The sequence below is a fragment of the Streptomyces kronopolitis genome, from assembly GCF_014646275.1.
Classification (GTDB): domain Bacteria; phylum Actinomycetota; class Actinomycetes; order Streptomycetales; family Streptomycetaceae; genus Streptomyces; species Streptomyces kronopolitis.
Window position 1 is genome coordinate 45792 of sequence record NZ_BMND01000025.1, and the last position, 17527, is coordinate 63318.

Below are 17527 nucleotides of genomic sequence, written 5' to 3' on the forward strand. Positions count from 1 at the left end.
AGGGACAGCGGCACGGACGCCCTGCCCAACTCCCGCCGCCCGCCCGAGGACACGCGCGACACCCCGCGGATCGCCCCCGGAGTGCCGCCGGGGCCCGGCCCGGCCCGCCGCCGTACCCCCTAGCCGTACCCGAGCGCGTGCAGCCGCTCGTCGTCGATCCCGAAGTGGTGCGCGATCTCGTGAACGACCGTCACCTCGGTCTCCGCGACCACGTCCTCGCGGGTGTCGCACATCCGCAGCGTCGGCCCCCGGTAGATGGTGATCCGGTCCGGCAGCACCCCCGCGTACCACTCCCCGCGGTCGGTCAGCGGCGTCCCCTCGTAGAGCCCGAGCAGCCCGGGGTCGCCGGCCGGCGGTTCGTCCTCGACGAAGACCGCCACGTTGTCCATCAGCCGGGTCAGCTCCGGCGGGATCCGGTCCAGGGCCTCGGCGACCAGTTCCTCGAACTCCTCGCGCGTCATTTCCAGCACACCACCATTCTCCGCCACCCGGCCCCCCGGCGATCCTCGTGGACCGCCCGCCGCACCGCAGCCCAACCGGAAGCCCCCCTCCGGGCTTACGACTTGGGGAACGATTGATGTCGGGGTGTGGTGGCCTGACGGGTCGGCTGGAGGGTGATCAGCAGGCCGGCTGTCGGACGGGTACCAGTTCGGTGCTCGTCTTGCGGCGGGTTGCCCGTTGAGCGGATCGATCGGAGACCAGCCCGGCGATCGCCAGGTGAATGTCGGCGTAGTCCTTGCGCCGCCCGGTGTACCGCTGGAGCGGGCGCCACTGCTTGTACTCGGCGTTGGCGTGCTCCACGCAGATTCGCCGGGAGGACTGGCGGCGCCGCTGCTCGCGCCAGGCGTGGCGCTCGCCGAGCGGGGCATCATCCTTGGGTTTCTTCGGCGGGGCGCTGACCTGGTCGGGGAACTCGTTAGCCAGGCCCCGGTAGCCCTCGTCCACCTCGGCTTCCACTGTCGGGTACTGGTGGAACTGCTCGGCGATGCCCTCGGTGCGCACGCAGGTCTGGTCGTGCATCCTGCCCGGGCGCACGACGCCGGAGAGGAGGGTGCGGCCCTGGCCGTCGCTGAAGGTGGTGGTCTTGATGGTGTTCTGCTTCTTCTTGCCGGACACGAACGCCTTCCGGCCGGGGCGCCCCGCCTTGGGGCGGCGGACCTGTACCTCGGTGCCATCGATTCGCAGATCCACGCCCTCCGCGTCGGCGTAGGCGAACAGGTCCTCCAGCGTGCGCAGCCGCACTCCGGGCCGCTCGGGGACGGCGAAGCCGCGGGCCGCCAGTAACGGGCGGACCTCGCGGATCGCGCCGGAGATGGTAGAGCGGTCCACCGCGTAGAACTCCGCCAGCGCAGAGTGCGGCAGCCCCAGCCGCAGGTGCACCAGCGTGACCAGGAGCCGGTCCACGAACACCAGCCGCCGCTTGGGTCCTGCCCCGGCGGCCCGCCGCCGGTCCCCGCCACGCCGCTCGCGCAGCACCGATTCCCGCCCTGCCTGCCACTTGGGGGCGAGTTCTTCGAGTAACTCGCCGAAGTGTGCGCGGGAGACGCCGCACAGGGCAGGGTTAGCACAGGCCGCACGGGCCCAGGTCAGCATCGCAACTCACCCAACCAGTGCGGCCCTTCTCGCGTCACGGGTCGACCGCCACCTCCACGATCGGCCTCAATGCTGTCACTGGTTGTCGGGTGTGGCCCAGGCGACGAGCTGGAGGACTACACCGTTCGGGTCGGTGACCTGGAAGAGGCGCTCACCCCACGGCTCTTCGCGCAGCGGCATGGTGATGGGGACGCCTTCGCTCTGCAGTCGCTCGTATTCAGCCTCCAGGTCAGCCACGGTGAACGCGGTGATCACACCTGCGGCGTGCTGGTCCCTAACGCCCTCGGGCAGGACCTCGATGCCGCGCTGCAGAAAGATCACGTTGACGGCGTCCTCGCGGACTAGGGAGGCAAAGCCTTCGGCGGTCATGGCCTCCTGGAAGCCGAAGTGCCTGGTCAGGAATGCGGCGGAGGCGGGGACGTCGTCGACGGTCAGGGAGACGGCGGTGGAAGTGATCTTCATGGCTTCTCCTGGAGCTCGAGATCAATCTCTGTACGCTGTACTATATACATCGTACAGAGTGGAACGGCGCGGGACCAAAGCCCTCAGGGGAAAGGATGGAGCGCATGGCCAAGGAACGAAGCGGCGCAGACGACCCGGCCCGCACCCTGGAACTGCTGTGGCGCGAGCCCGGACAAGGTGGCCCCCGGCGCGGCCCCAAGCAGGGCTTGACGGTCGACGCTGTCGTCCAGGCCGCCATCGAGCTCGCCGACTCCGGTGGGCTGGACGCCCTGACCATGCGCAGCGTCGCCCAGCAGCTGGGCGTCACGCCGATGACGCTGTACACGTACGTCCCGGGCAAGGCAGAGCTGTTCGACCTCATGCTGGACGCCGCCTATCTGCAGATGCCGCGTACCGATCACACAGCCGCCCCGTGGCGTACGAAGGTGGAGGCCGTCGCGCGCGAGAACCGCGACCTATATAGGCGCCACCACTGGGTGGCGACCTTGCCCACCACACGCCCGCCGCTCGGTCCCGGTCTCATGGCCAAGTACGAACACGAACTGGCCGCGTTCGACGGCCTCGGGCTCGACGATGTCGAGATGGACGCGGCCCTCACCTTCCTGCTTGGCTTCGTCCAGTCCGTCGCCCGCGCCGACCTCGATACCCAGGCCGCCGCCCGCGACAGCGCCATGTCCGACGAGCAGTGGTGGGCCGCCAACGCTCCACTTCTGGCCAGGGTCTTCGATCCTGCCCGGTTCCCCCTCGCAGCCCGGGTCGGAAGTGCCGCGGGTGAAGCTCACCAGGGCGTGTACAACCCCGAACACGCCTTCAGCTTTGGGCTGCAGCGCATCCTGGACGGCCTCACCCACCTCATCGTGAGCCGTTCCCGATAGCAACCTCACATCCCGGTCCGGCAACGTCCGCGTTTACGCCCACTGGCCGCCGACCACGACCACCACTATCGATCCCAAGCTCGTTAGCGGCGGCACGGTGGGGGCATACGGGACCAATGGCCCGCGCCGCGCGCTCCCGGACACCGCACCCCGACCGCCCGCCCCGCACCCCGCACCGGCTGCTGCGCGCCACACCCGACGGCGTACGCGCACTGCCCGCAGCCGTCCGCCGCGCCTACCGCTCCCGCCGTAAGCCACCCACCGCGACCCTGCCCGGCGGGGCTCCGCGGCGGCCCCTGCGCGCCGCCCTCGGCCTGCTGGCGGTCACCGTCCTCGGGGCCTGGCTGGGGTTACTGCTGATCGGCAGCCTCCGCGTCCCGGTCGGCCCGATGGACACCAGCATGGCGCTGCGCCCCTCGCTGACCGGCGGCACCCGGATCACCGTCGCGCCCCTCGGCGACCTGGAACTGAGCAGCCACCACGCACCCGTCCGGCTCGATGTCGACGTCGACCGGCTCGACCCGGTCCGCTCCCAGGCGCTGGTCGACCACCCCGAGCGGTTCGCCGGCCTGCAGGACGAGGTCACCCGCGACGTCGGCCGCGGCGCCCGCCGGCTGGCCCTGCACTCCTGCGTCGCCGTGGCGTCCGGCGCCGCCGCGCTGAGCCTGGCCGTGCACCGCCGCCCGCGCCGCGCGCTGGCCGCCGGCGGGCTGGCGCTCACCCTGCTCGCCGCCTGCGCGGGCACCGCGTACGCCACCTGGAACCCCCGGTCCGTACTGGAGCCGAAGTTCTCCGGACTGCTCTCCTCGGCCCCGTCCGTGGTCGGCAACGCCCGCAGCATCGTCAGCGAATTCCACGTCTACCAGAAGGAGTTGGCGCGCCTGGTGACCAACGTCACCAAGCTCTACGACGCCACCTCCACGCTCCCGGCGTACCAGCCGGACCCCAGCACCCTGCGCGTCCTGCACGTCTCGGACATCCACCTCAACCCGGCCGGCTGGGGGATCATCGCCTCCCTGGTGAAGCAGTACCGGATCAACGTGATCATCGACACCGGCGACACCATGGACCACGGCTCGGCCGCCGAGAACCACTTCCTGGACCCGGCCTCCTCCCTCGGCGCCCCGTACGTGTGGGTGCGCGGCAACCACGACTCGCGCACCACGCAGCGGTATCTGACCCACCGCAAGCACGTCACCGTCCTCGACAACGGCTCCGTCACCCGGATCGCCGGCATCCGGATCGCCGGCGTCGGCGACCCGCAGTTCACCCCGGACCGCTCCGTGGTGGCGGCCGGCGACCCCGCCGAGCGCACCGCCGGCGGCCGGCTCGCCGACGCGCTGCGCACCCAGCGGCTGGCCGGCACCCCCGTCGACATCGCGCTGGCCCACAACCCCGCCGCCGCCACCGAGGCGGACGGCCTGGCGCCGCTCGCGCTGGCCGGCCACCTCCACCACCGCGAGATCACCACGCTCCCCCAGGGCACCCGGCTGATGGTCGAGGGCTCCACGGGCGGCGGCGGACTGCGCGCGGTGCAGAACAAGAAGCCCGCGCCGGTCCAGGCCTCGGTGCTCTATCTGGACCGGAGGACCAAACGGCTGCAGGCCTGGGACGAGATCACCCTGGGCGGCCTGGGACTGTCCCGGGCCGAGGTCAGCCGGCACCTCCCCCGCGAGAACCGGCCCGGCGCCACGCCGTCGCCCTCCGCTCCGCTTCACTCCACCGGCCCGCCCTCCGGCCCCCCGGCAGACGCCCCTTCGCACCCGGCCAGGGGCTCTTCGCACCGCACCGGGTAAACCGTTTTGGCGAACGGTCCTCCCATCCCATATGCTTCTCACGTCCCCGACGGCGCCGGTAACGACGCCAAGGTGGCCACCAGCCCTCATCGTCTAGTGGCCCAGGACGCCGCCCTTTCAAGGCGGTAGCACGGGTTCGAATCCCGTTGGGGGCACGCATCACCGTGTGGGAGACTGGTGCACGCCGGTTTCGCACAATGCAAGGTCCTGTGGAGCAGTTTGGAGTGCTCGCCACCCTGTCAAGGTGGAGGCCGCGGGTTCAAATCCCGTCAGGACCGCTGCGGCTGGGTAGCTCAGTTGGTACGAGCGATCGCCTGAAAAGCGATAGGTCGCCGGTTCGACCCCGGCCCCAGCCACACCCTTTGGAAGAAGGCCCCGATTCCTCGAATCGGGGCCTTCTTCATTCCGAGGCTGTCTTCATTCCGAGGCCTTCTTCATCGCTGTCCGGCTCTCCCCCCGGTTTCCGCCCCGCCCGGCTCGGCCGCGTCCGCCCTCGGTTCCCAGAAGATCAGCCGGGCGCCACCGCTGATCGCCGCGGTCGCCACCAGGCCCAGTGCCATCCGCAGCAGCCGCACCTCTCCCTCCCATTCCTGCGACGCGCCGAAGACGAGCCAGCAGGCGAGGGCGATACCGGCGGCCGTCACGGCCCCGCCGGCGAAGCGTCGTCATCCGTTCTCCATGGCGGCATCCTCACGCACCCGCGGCACCACCGGGAACCCGTTTTTGCGACGTGCCCCGCGCCGGCGCCGGGGCCCGGGAGGCGCCCGCACCGGCAAATGGTTCGCCAGTCGTTTGCGCGAGGTGAGATCCTGGAGGACGTATGTCCAGTCAGCCTGCCTCCGCAATGCCCGACGGCACCGCTCCCACCCTGTCCGATCTGCACAAGCGTCTGCCCGAGCTGATGCTGCGCGATCAGCAGCGGCTGGGACGCCGGCTCGACGGCGCACGCCGGATCCGTAAGCCCGAAGCGCGGACCGCCGTGCTCGCCGAGATCGCCGGCGGTATCGACGAGGCGGAGCTGCGGGTGGCCCAGCGCCGCGCCGCGGTGCCCGGGATCACGTATCCCGAAGAGCTTCCGGTCAGCCAGAAGAAGGACGAGATCCTCGCCGCGATCCGCGACCACCAGGTCGTGATCGTCGCCGGGGAGACCGGCTCCGGCAAGACGACGCAGATCCCCAAGATCTGCCTGGAGCTCGGCCGGGGCGTGCGGGGCCTGATCGGGCACACCCAGCCGCGCCGGATCGCGGCCCGTACGGTCGCCGAGCGGGTGGCCGAGGAGCTGAAGACCCCGCTGGGCGAGGCGGTCGGCTGGAAGGTCCGCTTCACCGACCAGGTCGGCGGCGACACCCTGGTCAAGCTGATGACGGACGGCATCCTGCTCGCCGAGATCCAGACGGACCGCGAGCTGCGCCAGTACGACACGATCATCATCGACGAGGCCCACGAGCGCAGCCTCAACATCGACTTCATCCTCGGCTATCTGGCCCAGCTGCTGCCCCGCCGCCCGGACCTCAAGGTCGTGATCACCTCCGCGACCATCGACCCGGAGCGCTTCGCCCGGCACTTCGGCGCGTTCGCCGCCGTGGACGCCGCCGACGGCCGGGGCGCCTCCGCCCGTCCGGACGCGTCCGGCGACGACGAGGCGAAGCCGACCGCCCCCGTCGTCGAGGTCTCCGGCCGTACATATCCGGTGGAGGTGCGCTACCGCCCGCTGCTGGAGGAGGGCGGCCGGGACGCGGACCGCGACCAGATCACCGCGATCTGCGACGCCGTGGACGAGCTGCAGGCCGAGGGCCCCGGCGACATCCTGGTCTTCCTCTCCGGCGAGCGGGAGATCCGGGACACCGCGGACGCGCTCCACAAGAAGGCCCTGCCGTTCACCGAGGTCCTCCCCCTCTACGCGCGGCTCTCGCACGCCGAGCAGCACCGCGTCTTCCAGCGGCACACGGGCCGGCGCATCGTGCTGGCCACCAACGTCGCCGAGACCTCGCTGACCGTCCCCGGCATCCGGTACGTCATCGACCCCGGCATGGCCCGGATCTCGCGCTACAGCTACCGCACCAAGGTCCAGCGGCTGCCCATCGAGCCGGTCTCGCAGGCCAGCGCCAACCAGCGCAAGGGCCGCTGCGGCCGGACCAGCGACGGCATCTGCATCCGCCTGTACTCCGAGGACGACTTCCTCTCCCGTCCCGAGTTCACGGACGCGGAGATCCTGCGTACCAATCTCGCCTCCGTCATCCTCCAGATGACCGCGGCCGGCCTCGGTGAGATCGAGAAGTTCCCCTTCATCGACCCGCCGGACCGCCGCAACATCAAGGACGGCATCGATCTGCTCAGCGAGCTGGGCGCGCTGGAGACCGGCAAGAAGTCCGACCGGTCGGGGCAGCAGGGGCAGCGGCTGACCCCGATGGGCCGCAAGCTCTCCCAGCTGCCGGTCGACCCGCGGCTGGCGCGGATGGTGCTGGAGGCCGACCGCAACGGCTGCGTCCGGGAGGTCATGGTCATCGCGGCGGCGCTGTCCATCCAGGACCCGCGCGAGCGGCCCGCCGACAAGCAGCAGCAGGCCGACCAGCAGCACGCCCGCTTCAAGGACGAGAGCTCCGACTTCCTCGCGTTCCTCCACCTCTGGCGCTACATCCGCGAGCAGCAGAAGGAGCTGTCCTCCTCGGCCTTCCGCCGGATGTGCCGCGGCGAGTTCCTGAACTACCTGCGGATACGCGAGTGGCAGGACATCTACTCCCAGCTGCGGTCGGTCGCCAAGACCATGGGCATCCACCTCAGCGAGGAGGACGCGGCGCCGGACCACATCCACACCTCGCTGCTCGCCGGTTTGCTTTCGCACATCGGCCTCAAGGACACCGATGCCAAGAACGAGTATCTGGGCGCCCGCAGCGCCAAGTTCGCGGTGTTCCCCGGCTCCGCGCTCTTCAAGAAGGCGCCGCGCTGGGTGATGTCGGCGGAGCTGGTCGAGACGTCCCGGCTGTGGGCGCGGGTGAACGCCAAGATCGAGCCGGAATGGATCGAACCGCTCGCCCAGCACCTGGTCAAACGCACCTACAGCGAGCCGCACTGGGAACAGAAGATGGCCGCCGTGATGGCCTACGAGCGGGTGACGCTCTACGGCGTCCCGATCGTCGCCCAGCGCAAGATCGCCTACGGCCGGATCGATCCGGAGACCTCGCGCGACCTGTTCATCCGCAACGCCCTGGTCGAGGGCGACTGGCGCACCCACCACCAGTTCTTCCATGACAACCGCAAACTCCTAGGCGAGGTCGAGGAGTTGGAGCACCGCGCCCGGCGCCGCGACATCCTCGTCGACGACGAGACGCTGTTCGACTTCTACGACCGGCGCCTGCCGGACGACGTGGTCTCCGGGGCGCACTTCGACGCCTGGTGGAAGCAGAAGCGCCGCGACGAGCCGGAGCTGCTGAACTTCGAGCACTCGATGCTCATCAACGAATCCGCCGAGGCCGTCACCAAGGACGACTATCCGGACTCCTGGCGGCAGGGAAAGCTGAAGTTCAAGGTCACCTACCAGTTCGAGCCGGGCGCGGACGCGGACGGCGTGACCGTCCACATCCCCCTCCAGGTCCTCAACCAGGTCTCCGCCGAGGGCTTCGACTGGCAGATCCCGGGCCTGCGCGAGCAGCTGGTGACGGAGCTGATCCGGTCGCTGCCCAAGCCGATCCGGCGCAACTACGTCCCCGCGCCGAACTTCGCGGCCCGCTTCCTGGACTCCACCGTCCCCCTCCAGGGCGCCCTGACGACCTCTCTGGCGGCCGGCCTGCAGCGCATGGTGGGCGTCCCCGTCGAGGCCGCGGACTTCGACCCGGACCGGATCCCCGACCACCTCAAGATCACCTTCCGGGTGGTCGACGAGCGGCGCCGCAAGCTCGCCGAGGCCAAGGACCTGGAGGCGCTGCGGCTGCAGCTCAAGCCCAAGACCAGGGCGGCCCTCTCCAAGGCCTTCGAGCAGGGCGCCGAGCGGCCCGCCGGTGACCGCACCGGCGGCGGCGCGGGCGGCGGGGCCGACAAGCGGACGGCGGCCGGCCCCGAGCAGCGCACCGGCCTGACCTCCTGGACCCTCGGCACGCTGCCGCGCACCTTCGAGACCCGGCGCGCGGGCCAGCCGCTGAAGGCCTACCCGGCGCTGGTCGACGAGGGCAGCAGCGTCGCCGTCCGCCTCTTCGACACCGAGGCCGAGCAGCTCACCGCGATGTGGGCCGGCACCCGCCGCCTCATCCTGCTCAACATCCCCACCAACCCCGCCAAGTTCGCCCAGGACAAGCTGAGCAATCAGCAGAAGCTGGCGCTGTCCCGCAATCCGCACGGCTCCATCCCGGCGCTCTTCGAGGACTGTGTGACGGCCGCCGCCGACCGCCTGATCGCCGCCCGGGGCGGCCCGGCCTGGGACGAGGAGTCCTTCCGGAAGCTCTTCGACGCCGTCCGTACCGACCTGGTGGACGTCACCCTCCGGACCATCCAGCAGGTGCAGGAGGTGCTGGCCGCCTGGCAGGCCTGCGAGCGCCGGCTGAAGGAGACGGCGTTCCCCTCCCTGCTGCCGTCGCTGACGGACATCAAGGAGCAGCTGGCGGCGCTGATCCGGCCGGGCTTCGTGACGGCGCACGGCGCCAAGCGGCTGCCGGACCTGATGCGCTATCTCGTGGCCGCCGACCGCCGTCTGCAGCAGCTGCCCACCAACGCCGAGCGGGACCGCACCCGCATGGCGAAGGTGAAGGAGATGCAGGACGAATACGCCTGGCTGCTGGAGCAGTTCCCGCAGGGCCGCCCGGTGCCGGCCGCGGCCCGGGAGATCCGCTGGATGATCGAGGAGCTCCGGGTGAGCTACTTCGCCCATGCCCTGGGGACCGCGTACCCGGTCTCCGACAAGCGCATCGTGAAGGCCGTGGACGCCGCCGCGCCGTAGGAATCAGGGCCACCGGTATCGAGTTCGACCGCACCCCCTGACCTGCTGTACAGTCTTGTTTCGCAGCCCGCCGCAAGCGGAAAGCACACGCAAGGTCCTGTGGAGCAGTTTGGAGTGCTCGCCACCCTGTCAAGGTGGAGGCCGCGGGTTCAAATCCCGTCAGGACCGCATTTCTACGGCCCGCACCTCTCCGGTGCGGGCCGTACTGCTGTATCCGAGCCCACTCCCGGGCGGACGCTCCCACGTTCCGTCAGGAGCACCCTCCGCGGCCCGCGTCGCCGCCCGGCACGGGCCACCCCGCCGTCCCGAACGTCGCGATGCCGCCCGCACGGCCGGCATCGCCGCCCCGGCCCCCCACACCGTTCGGATCCGGCCCCGTACCGCCGTCCACCTTCTCCCGGACACCCGCCGTAGTGCCGCTCCCCTCCCCCGCTCCGCCCGGTGCGGGCCGCAGCCGGATTGCGGCCCGCGGTGTTGACGGCGGCACGTACCCCCGGTACCCACGGAGGAAGGGTGCGGGGCGGGGAGGGGTGCGTGATGAGCACTGCGGTACGGCACGAGACCAGGGCGCTGCTGCGGGCCCATCTGTCAGCCGCCACGGGCTACCGCCATCTGACGCGGCACTGCCCCATCTGCCACCAGCTGCTGCGGCTCGCCATGGAGCCGCACACGGCCCGCTCCGGGACTCCGGCGCCCCGGTCCGCTCCCGAACCCCCTGCGGCCCGCCGCGAGCCGCCGGCCGCCGAGGACGAAAGTCCTGCGGCCCGGTGACCAATTGCCGCATGCGCCACCGGCCGCGCGCTGACACGCTGGATGTCGTGGTGGGTGCGGCGCCGGGCGGGCGCCGTCCTCTATCGCAGCGGACGGATCGGCTTCAAGGCGCGCGCGGTGTGACGGGTGTCACCGAACAAGTTTGGCGAGATGCGGAACTTACCGCTGCCCTACAACCGGTCAATTTAATATGTGCAATTGCACCACCCGTGAACGGCTCCGGAACGAGGCCGCCACGTCCGCACACAGAGGCCCTCACAGGACCCGTGAAGGCACCCTGACCGGCATCCGGGAGGGCGCCGGCGCCAGGCCGGCCCGAGCCCCACGGCGGGCCCGGAAGCGGGCGCACACAAAAAAATCGCGCTGGACCCGGCGGAGTCCAGCGCGATCGATGACGTACCCAGGTGGAGCGGGTGTGGCGCCCGTTGGGGCAGGCGCCGCGTCATATGGAGCTATGTGGAGCATGGTGGTGCGAAGCAGGCATTTTCGGGTTGGGGGCCCCGAAAACAGCCTGGTTATGCGGTTATTCAGGCCTCGCTGCGCTGCTGCGGGATACCCGCGAGCAGTGCGCGGACCTCAGCCTCGCGGTAACGCCGGTGTCCTCCGAGCGTGCGGATGGACGTGAGCTTGCCTGCCTTGGCCCAGCGGGTCACCGTCTTCGGGTCCACGCGGAACATCGTGGCAACCTCGGCGGGGGTAAGCAGCGGCTCGGCGTCAGGGGTGCGAGCGGTCATGAGCGGCCTCCTCGGGAGAACCGAACCATCACGGTTCTTTCCTCTAAATTCTGCACCTTGACCCACGTTGCCCGAAATGGCGGACGCGGGCCGAGTCGGTTATAGGACGAACGGCTTGTCCTCGGCACTACAACTACACCATCTGTCCAGCCACGTCGGCCAAACCGATGGAATTGCCCTCTCAGGTGTTCAACCTCGGCGGATGCCGATGGACCGTGCCATAGCGGACAGTCACACGGCCGTGACGATCAGTCACAGCATGCTCAGCCGCCACGAGACCCCTCAAGGAACGCAATACCGATCTATCCGCCCTTAGTTGGACGGAAGGAGCCCAGGTCGGGCTCCTTGTCCTATTTTGGCACGAGGGTATGGCTTGGGAGCAAGACCCGAAGTCAGTGCTTTAGGTCACGCTTGAGGCAATCGCCCGGATCAGGACCTACGTCCTTTACCGCTTCGGCAGGGAAATCGTACGCAGCGCTTCCGCACCACGAGCCGCGGGACGCCCGCCGGCCTCAGCTGGAGAACTGGCGCTCGCGGACCGCCCGCCACCGCTGGGACAGCTTCTCGTACGCGACACCGGCCCGCTCGCCGTCCCCGTCGCGCAGCGCCGCCAGCCCCTCCGCCACCTCGGCGGCGGAACGGTCCTCGGCGAGCTGCCCCTCGGGCACCGCGTGCACCAGCCCTCCGTAGTCCAGCTCCACGAGCGAACGCGGGTGGAACTCCTCGAGCCAGCGCCCCACATCTACCAGGCCGTCGATCAGCGGCCCCTCTTCCAAGGCGTCCCGCAGCGTCCGCAGCCCCCGGGCGACCCGGCGCCTGGCCTGCACCATCGGCGTCCGGTAACGCAGCACGGGCGCCTGGTCACGCTGCGCGTACTCGCGCTCCCCGTCGTCGAAGAGCACGAACCAGCGGACCGGGACGTGCCAGGTCGCCCCGCGGATCCAGGGCCGGGCGTCCGGGTTGCCCTCGCGCCACCGCTCGTAGTCGGTGGCCGCCTGCAGCCGCACCACCGGGGGCAGCGCCGCGTCCAGCACCGACGCCGGCAGCAGCTCGGACAGCTCCTCCAGCGCCTGCCAGCCGCGCAGCCGGGTGCGCCACGGGCACACGCAGGTCACCTCGTCCACGACGGCGACGAAGGCGTCCGCGCTCTCGTGGACCGGCACCGGCACCGGAGGCGTCGCCAGCAGGTCGGCCAGCGCCCGGCGCTGCTCGTCCTGGGCGGTGGGGGTGTCCTCCCGTTTGGCATAGCGCGCCCAGTGGGAGCGTTCCGGCTCGGGGAACGCGGCCAGCGGCTCATAGACCCGTAGATATGCCATGTACGGGACCTTCACCGACGACGCCAGGGCCACGCCCGCTCCTTCAAAGGGGGAGTCCGCCGCCAGGAGATCCCGAAGGCCCCCGCCGGCCTGCGATACGACCAGATCGTCCCATGCCCGTCCCCCGGGAGAGGGTGATCCTGAGCACCTGACGGATCAACCTGCCCGGCAGGTCTTACGCTCTTGTCAACCGGCCCTCCCCACCCACAGGAGGGCGTCCCCTCGCGACCTATGGGAGTCACCACCGTGACTGACGTACGTCCGGCCCCCGCCGGCACCGACGGCGGCGTTCTGCACACCCTGTTCCGATCGGAGCAGGGGGGCCATGAGCAGGTCGTTCTCTGCCAGGACCGCGCCAGCGGCCTCAAGGCCGTGATCGCCATCCACAGCACCGCCCTGGGCCCCGCCCTCGGCGGCACCCGCTTCCATGCCTACGCCTCCGAGGAGGAGGCCGTGCTGGACGCCCTGAACCTCTCGCGCGGCATGTCCTACAAGAACGCCCTGGCCGGACTGGACCACGGCGGCGGCAAGGCCGTCATCATCGGCGACCCCGACCTGGTCAAGACCGAGGAACTCCTGCTCGCCTACGGCCGGTTCGTGGCCTCCCTCGGCGGCCGCTACGTCACGGCCTGCGATGTCGGCACCTACGTCGCCGACATGGACGTCGTCGCCCGCACGAACGAGTGGACCACCGGCCGCTCCCCCGCCAACGGCGGCGCCGGGGACTCCTCCGTACTGACCGCCTACGGCGTCTTCCAGGGCATGCGCGCCTCCGCCCAGCACCTCTGGGGCGACCCGACGCTGCGCGGCCGCAAGGTCGGCATCGCGGGCGTCGGCAAGGTCGGCCACCTCCTGGTGGAGCACCTCCTCCAGGACGGCGCCGAGGTCGTGATCACGGACGTGCGCGGCGACTGCGTCGACCGGGTGCGCACCGTGCATCCGCAGGTCACCGTCGCCGCGGACACCGAGGAACTGATCCGCACCGAGGGGCTGGACGTCTACGCGCCGTGCGCGCTGGGCGGTGCGCTGAGCGACGAGTCGCTGCCGGTGCTGACCGCGAAGGTGGTCTGCGGCGCGGCCAACAACCAGCTCGCACACCCCGGCGTCGAGAAGGACCTGTCCGACCGCGGCATCCTCTACGCCCCCGATTACGTGGTGAACGCCGGCGGCGTCATCCAGGTGGCCGACGAGCTGCACGGCTTCGACTTCGAGCGCTGCAAGACCAAGGCAGCGAGGATCTTCGACACCACGCTCGCGATATTCGCGCGTGCGAAGGCCGACGGCATCCCGCCCGCCGCGGCCGCGGACCGGCTGGCCGAACAGCGCATGGCGGAGGCGCGGCGCGCCTGAGACCCGGCGACCGGCCCCGGGCGGAGGAACGGCCGGGGCGGGTGGGGAACAGCCGGGAACGGCCGGGAACGGCCTGAAACACAGCCTTGTGCGGCCCGTCGCGGGCGGTCGGGGGAGACTTCCCTCACCACCCGTCGGCGGGTCGCTGTGCAGGACAGGTTAAAATCGCAGTTGACCAGCGGGGACGGGGCGCCTCGCAGGTCGTGCCGAGCGGCGGGTGATGCGGGCGACGTACCGTATGGCCGCGGAAGCAGGTACCGTTAAAGCCCTACGGGCCGGTCTCTCTGTCGAGAGCCCGCTCTGATCCATGAACGCGTGTCAAGACTCTGGGGCCATCGAGCCCCGTCATTGAGGGGGTCGACCCATGGGGCGCGGCCGGGCCAAGGCCAAGCAGACAAAGGTCGCCCGCCAGCTGAAGTACAGCAGCGGTGGGACGGATCTCTCACGACTGGCCGACGAGCTGGGTGCAACACCGTCGAACCAGCAGCCTCCGAACGCAGAGCCGTTCGAGGAGGACGAGGACGACGACCCGTACGCACGGTACGCAGAGCTGTACAACGACGACGATGAGGACGACGGCGACTCGTCCCAGCAACGTCGTCGCGCTTGACGTTCTGCGCTCGCGGCACCCGCAACAGCATCGCGGACCCGGTCCTGGGCTTTGCCCGGACCGGGTTCTGTGCTGCCCGGATGACGCTGGCCACGGCGGCCGCCGCGCAGCGTCCGACGACGGCTGCGGTCGCCGCACCGGTGGCTTCCGGTGCGGGCGCCGGCCCGGTCGGGCTGCTCAGCTCGCGTAGTCACCGGTCAGGGTCACTGCCTCTGCGCGGTCACCGCGGTCGACGATCTCACCGCTGACCCAGGCGTCCACACCGCGGTCGGCGAGCGTGGTCAGGGCGGCCTGCACCGACTCCTGCGGGACGACGGCGATCATGCCGACGCCCATGTTCAGGGTCTTCTCCAGCTCCCCGCGCGCGACCGCGCCGGCCGAGCCGACCAGGTCGAAGACCGCGCCCGGCGTCCAGGTGCCGCGGTCGACGGTGGCGTGCAGACCGTCCGGGATCACCCGGGCGAGGTTGTTGGCCAGGCCGCCGCCGGTGATGTGCGAGAAGGCGTGCACATCGGTGGTGCGGGTCAGTGCCAGGCAGTCCAGCGAGTAGATCTTGGTGGGCTCCAGCAGCTCCTCGCCGAGCGTCCGGCCGAACTCCGGGACCTCCCGGTCCAGGGCCATTCCCGCGCGGTCGAACAGGACGTGGCGGACCAGCGAGTACCCGTTCGAGTGAAGCCCGGAGGACGCCATGGCGATCACCGCGTCGCCCGTACGGATACGGTCCGCGCCCAGGACCCGGTCCGCCTCGACGACGCCCGTGCCGGCGCCGGCGACATCGAACTCGTCCGCGCCCAGCAGCCCCGGGTGCTCCGCGGTCTCGCCGCCGACCAGCGCGCAGCCGGCCAGCACACAGCCCTCGGCGATGCCCTTGACGATGGCCGCGACCCGCTCGGGGTAGACCTTGCCGACGCAGATGTAGTCGGTCATGAACAGCGGTTCGGCGCCGCAGACCACCAGGTCGTCGACGACCATGCCGACGAGGTCGTGGCCGATGCTGTCGTAGACGCCCATCTTGCGGGCGATGTCGACCTTGGTGCCGACGCCGTCGGTCGCCGAGGCGAGCAGCGGGCGCTCGTAGCGCTTGAGAGCGGAGGCGTCGAAGAGGCCGGCGAAGCCGCCCAGGCCGCCGACGACCTCGGGGCGGGTGGCCTTCTTGACCCACTCCTTCATGAGGTCCACGGCGCGGTCGCCGGCTTCGATGTCGACGCCCGCGGCTGCGTAGCTGGCACCGGAGGATTCAGCGGACATGGCTGAGAACTTTCCTGTCGTGTGTGTACGAGCTCTACGGGCGACGCAGCGCGTCGGCGCCGCCGACCCCGGCGGTGAGCGTCTGGACGCCGTCCACATCGGACTTGGTCCGGCTCGCGGTCTCCGATTCCAGGAGGTGCTTGCCCAGCAGCTCCGGGTCGGGCAGGTCCATCGGGTACTCGCCGTCGAAGCAGGCGCGGCACAGATTCGGCTTGGCGATCGTGGTCGCCTCGATCATGCCGTCGATGGAGATGTACGCGAGCGAGTCGGCGCCCAGGGACTTGCCGATCTCCTCCACGCTCAGCCCGTTGGCGATCAGCTCCGCGCGGGTGGCGAAGTCGATGCCGAAGAAGCACGGCCACTTGATCGGCGGGGAGGAGATCCGGATGTGGACCTCGGCCGCGCCGGCCTCGCGGAGCATCCGGACCAGGGCGCGCTGGGTGTTGCCGCGGACGATCGAGTCGTCGACGACCACCAGGCGCTTGCCGCGGATGACTTCCTTGAGCGGGTTGAGCTTGAGGCGGATGCCGAGCTGGCGGATGGTCTGCGAGGGCTGGATGAAGGTCCGGCCGACGTAGGAGTTCTTGACCAGGCCCGAGCCGTAGGGGATGCCACTGGCCTCGGCGTACCCGACGGCGGCCGGGGTGCCGGACTCCGGAGTCGCTATCACCAGGTCGGCGTCGGCGGGCGCCTCGGCGGCCAGCTTGCGGCCCATCTCCACCCGGGAGAGGTACACGTTGCGGCCGGCGATGTCGGTGTCCGGGCGGGCGAGATAGACGTACTCGAAGACGCAGCCCTTGGGGCGGGCCTCGGCGAAGCGGCTGCTGCGCAGGCCGTTCTCGTCGATGGCGACCATCTCGCCGGGCTCGATCTCTCGGATGAAGCTGGCGCCGCAGATGTCCAGGGCGGCGGTCTCGGAGGCCACCACCCAGCCGCGCTCCAGGCGGCCCAGGACCAGCGGGCGGATGCCCTGCGGGTCGCGGGCGGCGTAGAGCGTGTGCTCGTCCATGAAGCAGAGCGAGAAGGCGCCCATGACCTTCGGCAGGACGCGCGGGGCGGCCTCCTCGACGGTCAGCGGCTTGCCGTCCTCGTCGACCTGGCCGGCCAGCAGGGCCGTCACCAGGTCGGTGTCGTTGGTGGCCGCGACCTGGGTCGCCCGGCCGCCTTCACGGGGCAGCGCGGCGACCAGATCCGCCAGCTCGGCGGTGTTGACCAGGTTGCCGTTGTGGCCGAGCGCGATGGAGCCGTGCGCGGTGGCACGGAACGTCGGCTGGGCGTTCTCCCACACCGAGGCACCGGTGGTGGAGTAGCGGGCATGGCCCACGGCGATATGGCCCTGGAGGGAGCCGAGCGAAGTCTCGTCGAAGACCTGGGAAACCAGGCCCATGTCCTTGAAAACGAGGATCTGGGAGCCGTTGCTCACCGCGATGCCCGCGGACTCCTGTCCACGGTGCTGCAGCGCATACAGCCCGAAATAGGTGAGTTTGGCGACCTCTTCACCCGGAGCCCAGACACCGAAGACGCCGCAAGCGTCCTGGGGGCCCTTCTCACCGGGGAGCAGGTCGTGGCTGAGTCGTCCGTCACCACGTGGCACGGCACCGAGTCTAGGGCAGGTCGCGGATTCATCCGAACCGGGGATGGTCCCGGACCTGGATGAGTGCATGAACGAGCGGCCGCTCGGCTTGGCGTGCCCACGCCCGCGCACGGGCGGCCCGCCGCCCCGGCGCACCCCGGATCCCTTGGCCCACCTGCTGCGCCGCCGGACACGGGGCGCGCGGCGCCGGCCGTGTGGATCTTGCGCCACGGGGGCGCGTCCCGCTCCGTGTGAGATGCGCGACGCCTCCA

At 70.6% G+C, this 17527-nt stretch carries 14 protein-coding genes and 4 tRNA genes; 10 read left to right on the forward strand and 8 right to left on the reverse strand.

Annotation, left to right across the window (positions count from 1 at the left end; genetic code table 11):
• Positions 1 to 119 precede the first annotated feature (119 nt).
• From IEY78_RS24140 to IEY78_RS24150, 3 genes are all read right to left on the reverse strand, one after another.
• Positions 120 to 470 carry a metallopeptidase family protein gene (locus IEY78_RS24140; RefSeq protein WP_189101569.1) on the reverse strand — a complete coding sequence of 117 codons (351 nt, stop codon included), beginning with the start codon at positions 468 to 470 and terminating at the stop codon, positions 120 to 122.
• 148 nt (positions 471 to 618) lie between these two features.
• The gene (locus IEY78_RS24145; protein ID WP_229700143.1) at positions 619 to 1593 is read right to left on the reverse strand and encodes a transposase family protein; all 975 of its coding nucleotides are present in this window, start codon (positions 1591 to 1593) and stop codon (positions 619 to 621) included.
• 75 nt (positions 1594 to 1668) lie between these two features.
• Positions 1669 to 2055 (reverse strand): VOC family protein, encoded by a 387-nt coding sequence (locus IEY78_RS24150; protein WP_189101571.1) that lies wholly within the window; start codon positions 2053 to 2055, stop codon positions 1669 to 1671.
• Positions 2056 to 2159: 104 nt separating this feature from the next.
• Here IEY78_RS24150 and IEY78_RS24155 point away from each other — a divergent pair, with 104 nt between their 5' ends.
• From IEY78_RS24155 to IEY78_RS24175, 5 genes are all read left to right on the forward strand, one after another.
• Positions 2160 to 2930, forward strand: coding sequence for a TetR/AcrR family transcriptional regulator (locus tag IEY78_RS24155; RefSeq protein ID WP_189101573.1), 771 nt, complete (start codon positions 2160 to 2162; stop codon positions 2928 to 2930).
• Positions 2931 to 3046: 116 nt separating this feature from the next.
• Positions 3047 to 4726, forward strand: a complete 1680-nt coding sequence (locus IEY78_RS24160) for a metallophosphoesterase family protein (RefSeq protein ID WP_189101575.1) — start codon at positions 3047 to 3049, stop codon at positions 4724 to 4726.
• A gap of 82 nt (positions 4727 to 4808) precedes the next feature.
• Positions 4809 to 4881 (forward strand) — tRNA-Glu (locus tag IEY78_RS24165).
• A 48-nt stretch (positions 4882 to 4929) separates the two neighbouring features.
• Positions 4930 to 5004, forward strand: a tRNA-Asp gene (locus IEY78_RS24170).
• A gap of 4 nt (positions 5005 to 5008) precedes the next feature.
• A tRNA-Phe gene (locus IEY78_RS24175) sits at positions 5009 to 5082 on the forward strand.
• Between the two features lie 78 nt (positions 5083 to 5160).
• On the opposite strand, the gene IEY78_RS24180 is transcribed toward IEY78_RS24175, so the two are convergent.
• Positions 5161 to 5370: a hypothetical protein gene (locus tag IEY78_RS24180; RefSeq protein ID WP_189101577.1), complete on the reverse strand. Its 210-nt coding sequence runs from the start codon at positions 5368 to 5370 to the stop codon at positions 5161 to 5163.
• A 176-nt stretch (positions 5371 to 5546) separates the two neighbouring features.
• Here IEY78_RS24180 and hrpA point away from each other — a divergent pair, with 176 nt between their 5' ends.
• The 3 genes from hrpA to IEY78_RS24195 all read left to right on the forward strand — a co-directional run bounded on the left by hrpA (position 5547) and on the right by IEY78_RS24195 (position 10424).
• The gene (gene hrpA / locus IEY78_RS24185; RefSeq protein WP_373294234.1) at positions 5547 to 9653 is read left to right on the forward strand and encodes an ATP-dependent RNA helicase HrpA; all 4107 of its coding nucleotides are present in this window, start codon (positions 5547 to 5549) and stop codon (positions 9651 to 9653) included.
• Positions 9654 to 9746: 93 nt separating this feature from the next.
• A tRNA-Asp gene (locus IEY78_RS24190) sits at positions 9747 to 9821 on the forward strand.
• Between the two features lie 369 nt (positions 9822 to 10190).
• A complete protein-coding gene (locus tag IEY78_RS24195) occupies positions 10191 to 10424 on the forward strand; it encodes a DUF6274 family protein (protein WP_189101579.1) in 234 nt (77 codons plus the stop codon).
• A gap of 527 nt (positions 10425 to 10951) precedes the next feature.
• On the opposite strand, the gene bldC is transcribed toward IEY78_RS24195, so the two are convergent.
• Together bldC and IEY78_RS24205 are read right to left on the reverse strand one after the other, a co-directional pair.
• Positions 10952 to 11158 carry a developmental transcriptional regulator BldC gene (bldC, locus tag IEY78_RS24200; RefSeq protein WP_003949541.1) on the reverse strand — a complete coding sequence of 69 codons (207 nt, stop codon included), beginning with the start codon at positions 11156 to 11158 and terminating at the stop codon, positions 10952 to 10954.
• Between the two features lie 512 nt (positions 11159 to 11670).
• Positions 11671 to 12507 (reverse strand): DUF8083 family protein, encoded by an 837-nt coding sequence (locus IEY78_RS24205; protein WP_189101581.1) that lies wholly within the window; start codon positions 12505 to 12507, stop codon positions 11671 to 11673.
• 198 nt (positions 12508 to 12705) lie between these two features.
• On the opposite strand from IEY78_RS24205, the gene IEY78_RS24210 reads away from it, so the two are divergent.
• Together IEY78_RS24210 and IEY78_RS24215 are read left to right on the forward strand one after the other, a co-directional pair.
• A complete protein-coding gene (locus IEY78_RS24210; RefSeq protein WP_189101582.1) occupies positions 12706 to 13824 on the forward strand; it encodes a Leu/Phe/Val dehydrogenase in 1119 nt (372 codons plus the stop codon).
• Between the two features lie 364 nt (positions 13825 to 14188).
• Positions 14189 to 14434, forward strand: coding sequence for a DUF3073 domain-containing protein (locus IEY78_RS24215; protein ID WP_189101583.1), 246 nt, complete (start codon positions 14189 to 14191; stop codon positions 14432 to 14434).
• A gap of 177 nt (positions 14435 to 14611) precedes the next feature.
• On the opposite strand, the gene purM is transcribed toward IEY78_RS24215, so the two are convergent.
• Complete coding sequence (gene purM, locus IEY78_RS24220) at positions 14612 to 15682, reverse strand: phosphoribosylformylglycinamidine cyclo-ligase (RefSeq protein ID WP_189101584.1); 1071 nt, start codon at positions 15680 to 15682, stop codon at positions 14612 to 14614.
• Positions 15683 to 15716: 34 nt separating this feature from the next.
• Positions 15717 to 17276: an amidophosphoribosyltransferase gene (gene purF / locus IEY78_RS24225; RefSeq protein WP_189101585.1), complete on the reverse strand. Its 1560-nt coding sequence runs from the start codon at positions 17274 to 17276 to the stop codon at positions 15717 to 15719.
• Positions 17277 to 17527: the final 251 nt, after the last annotated feature.

Coding starts and splice junctions, on each gene's coding strand:
- IEY78_RS24145 (WP_229700143.1), bottom strand. CDS start 1,593: ATGCTGACCTGGGCCCGTGCGGCCTGTGCTAACCCTGCCCTGTGCGGC.
- IEY78_RS24150 (WP_189101571.1), bottom strand. CDS start 2,055: ATGAAGATCACTTCCACCGCCGTCTCCCTGACCGTCGACGACGTCCCC.
- IEY78_RS24155 (WP_189101573.1), top strand. CDS start 2,160: ATGGCCAAGGAACGAAGCGGCGCAGACGACCCGGCCCGCACCCTGGAA.
- IEY78_RS24160 (WP_189101575.1), top strand. CDS start 3,047: ATGGCCCGCGCCGCGCGCTCCCGGACACCGCACCCCGACCGCCCGCCC.
- hrpA (WP_373294234.1), top strand. CDS start 5,547: ATGTCCAGTCAGCCTGCCTCCGCAATGCCCGACGGCACCGCTCCCACC.
- IEY78_RS24195 (WP_189101579.1), top strand. CDS start 10,191: ATGAGCACTGCGGTACGGCACGAGACCAGGGCGCTGCTGCGGGCCCAT.
- bldC (WP_003949541.1), bottom strand. CDS start 11,158: ATGACCGCTCGCACCCCTGACGCCGAGCCGCTGCTTACCCCCGCCGAG.
- IEY78_RS24210 (WP_189101582.1), top strand. CDS start 12,706: ATGGGAGTCACCACCGTGACTGACGTACGTCCGGCCCCCGCCGGCACC.
- IEY78_RS24215 (WP_189101583.1), top strand. CDS start 14,189: ATGGGGCGCGGCCGGGCCAAGGCCAAGCAGACAAAGGTCGCCCGCCAG.
- purM (WP_189101584.1), bottom strand. CDS start 15,682: ATGTCCGCTGAATCCTCCGGTGCCAGCTACGCAGCCGCGGGCGTCGAC.